The 2,738-nt window shown below is 32.9% G+C and carries 2 protein-coding genes and 1 pseudogene; all 3 read left to right on the top strand.

What is annotated here, in order from left to right:
• Positions 1–331, top strand: a pseudogene (locus tag ACVC2P_RS07910) (type I DNA topoisomerase); the annotation flags it as partial.
• A 3-nt stretch (positions 332–334) separates the two neighbouring features.
• Positions 335–1,501: a formimidoylglutamase gene (locus ACVC2P_RS07905; RefSeq protein WP_452597939.1), complete on the top strand. Its 1,167-nt coding sequence runs from the start codon at positions 335–337 to the stop codon at positions 1,499–1,501.
• Positions 1,502–1,672: 171 nt separating this feature from the next.
• On the top strand, positions 1,673–2,738 hold a 1,066-nt coding region (porK, locus tag ACVC2P_RS07900; RefSeq protein ID WP_452597938.1), incomplete at its 3' end, for a type IX secretion system lipoprotein PorK/GldK.

Raw genomic sequence — 2,738 nt, 5'->3', positions numbered from 1 at the left:
GAACAACATGTTTATTAATGTAAATAAAAAGTACGATTGGGATAACCTTTCAGAAAAAGACATTATTGAATTAATAGAAACAAAGATCCAAAAGGAAATTGACAAAGTTGTTCATAATTGGGAAGAAGAAGGTATTAGAGTAGAGAAGGCAAGGTGGGGAAGACATAATATCATTCAAGGTAAAGTAAAGATTGAGCTGCCTAAAACAGTAGAAGCAGCAAAACTTACTTTAACAGAAGTGAAAGCAATAATAGAGAAAAACGCTCCCAAGAAAAAAACAACAGCTAAAAGAAAAACGGCAACAAAGAAGAAAACAGCAAAGAAAAAATAGTAAATGAATTTTAATTTTTTATCTCCTGTATCAGATATAGTATTAGCTCATAACGAGCTTTTATCTATGCAAGCTATTGGAAGAAAATTAAGAGTACATTCACAGCAAGATGGAATTCCAGATTTAGAAAACGTTTCAATAGCCATACTAGGAGTTTTAGAAAATAGAAACGATGTAAACTATATAGGAGAATCATTTGAGTTAAACGAAGTAAGAAAATCGTTTTACGCATTATTTCCAGGAAGTTGGAATACGCATATTGCAGATTTAGGAAATATTAATGCTGGTGAATCTGTAGAAGATACCTACTTTGCATTAAAAACGACAGTAAGTATACTAATACAAAAAAATATTATTCCAGTTATATTGGGTGGGAGTCAAGACTTAACTTATGCAGTATATCGCGCATACGATAATCTAGTTCCAATGGTAAATATTGTAAATGTCGATTCTAAGTTTGATTTAGGAGACTCAGCTAAACCAATAAAAAACACAAGTTTTGTTGGGAAGATTATTTTAGATCAGCCATATAATCTATTTAATTATGCAACATTAGGATATCAAACCTATTTTAATTCGCAAGAAGAAATAGATCTTATGGAAGCTCTATATTTTGAATCCTATAGATTAGGAGAAGTTTCAAACGATATAACAATCGTAGAGCCTGTAATGCGAGATGCAAATGTTGTTAGTATAGATTTAGGGTCAGTTAAAGCCTCAGAAGTAAGCTTAAAGCAAAGACTATCCCCTAATGGATTAAATGGAAAAGAAATATGTGCGGTTGCGCGTTATGCAGGAATAAGTAATAAGGTAACAGCATTTGGTATATATGAGTATAAACCATCTTATGACGATGAAGTAACAGCAATGCTTATAGCACAAATGTTATGGTATTTTATTGAAGGTGTTAACTATAGAGTAAAAGATGATGATTTTGTAAGTGGAAATAATCATCAAAAATTCATTACATTAGCAGACTCTCAGGAACTAGTGTTTTATAAAAGCACAAAAACTGGGAGATGGTGGATAGAAATACCTTTTTTATCAAATGTTAATAATAAATTAAAAAAGCATACGTTATTACCATGTACACATCAAGATTATATAGATGCGTGTAATGGCAAGATACCAGATAGATGGTATAAGGCGTATCAAAAAAATAGCGTTTAAGTTAAAAAGTTAAATGTTAAAGAAATTAAGACAACTATCGTTAAAGAGTTTGTTTTTAACGATTAAATGTATTTTTTTTTACAAAAAAAGTTGTTTTTTAAAAAATATATAAATATGTTTACGCTCTTAAAAAATTAAGAGTAATTAATTAACCTCGAGTTTTCTATGAATATGAAGAAGTTTGTATTATTAACGGCAGTTTTGGCACTTTTAGCAAGTTGCGGCTCTAAAGATAAGGGTCAGTTAGTAGGTGTTAAAGGAAAAAAATGGCATCCAGAAAAACCCTACGGGATGACTTTAGTGCCTGGAGGGGCATTTATAATGGGTAAGGCTGATGATGATTTAGCTGGTATTCAAGATGCGCCGGCTAAGACGGTTACTGTTGCCTCATTCTACATGGATGAAACAGAAATAACTAATAGCGAGTACCGTCAGTTCGTAGAGTGGGTTAGAGATTCTACTATTAGAACAAAATTAGCAATATTAGCAGATGAAGTTGGTGAGACAGATCCAGACTCAGATGGTATTGGGCAATTTGCATTTAAAGATGCAGATACAACAGATATGACTCCTTATGAAAAGTATATGATAGACAACTATAGTGGTCTAGGAGAAACAGGTTACGAAGGAAGAAAGTTAAACCATGATGTGGATTTAATTTTTGATACTGCTGAATATCCAGACGAATACTATGTTGAAGTAATGGATACTATGTATATTCCTTTAGAAGAATCATATAATGGTCAACGTACTTGGGATGTTACTAAATTTAAGTTCCAATACACTTACATGGATATTCAAAAAGCGGCTAACGACAGAAGTCTAAGACGTAAAGATGTTATCGTAAAAGAAGAAGTTGAAATTTATCCAGACACAACAGCTTGGATTAGAGATTTTGCATACTCATATAACGAACCGATGCATAATGATTACTTCTGGCATGATGCCTACAGTGATTACCCTGTAGTAGGAGTAACTTGGAAACAAGCTAAAGCATTTTGCGAGTGGAGAACATTATATCACAATGCATACAGAAAACAAAAGAAAATACATAATGTAAGCCGTTACAGGTTACCTTCAGAAGCACAATGGGAATATGCTGCTAGAGGAGGTCTGCAAGCTGCTACTTTCCCATGGGGAGGACCTTATGCTAAAAACGATAGAGGTTGCTTTATGGCGAACTTTAAACCATTACGCGGAGATTATGCAGCAGATCAAGCATTATATACAGTAGAAG

This window comes from Pontimicrobium sp. MEBiC01747 (assembly GCF_053601635.1).
Note: the sequence above shows the minus strand (reverse complement) of the source record. Positions and strands in the feature narration are given on the sequence as shown.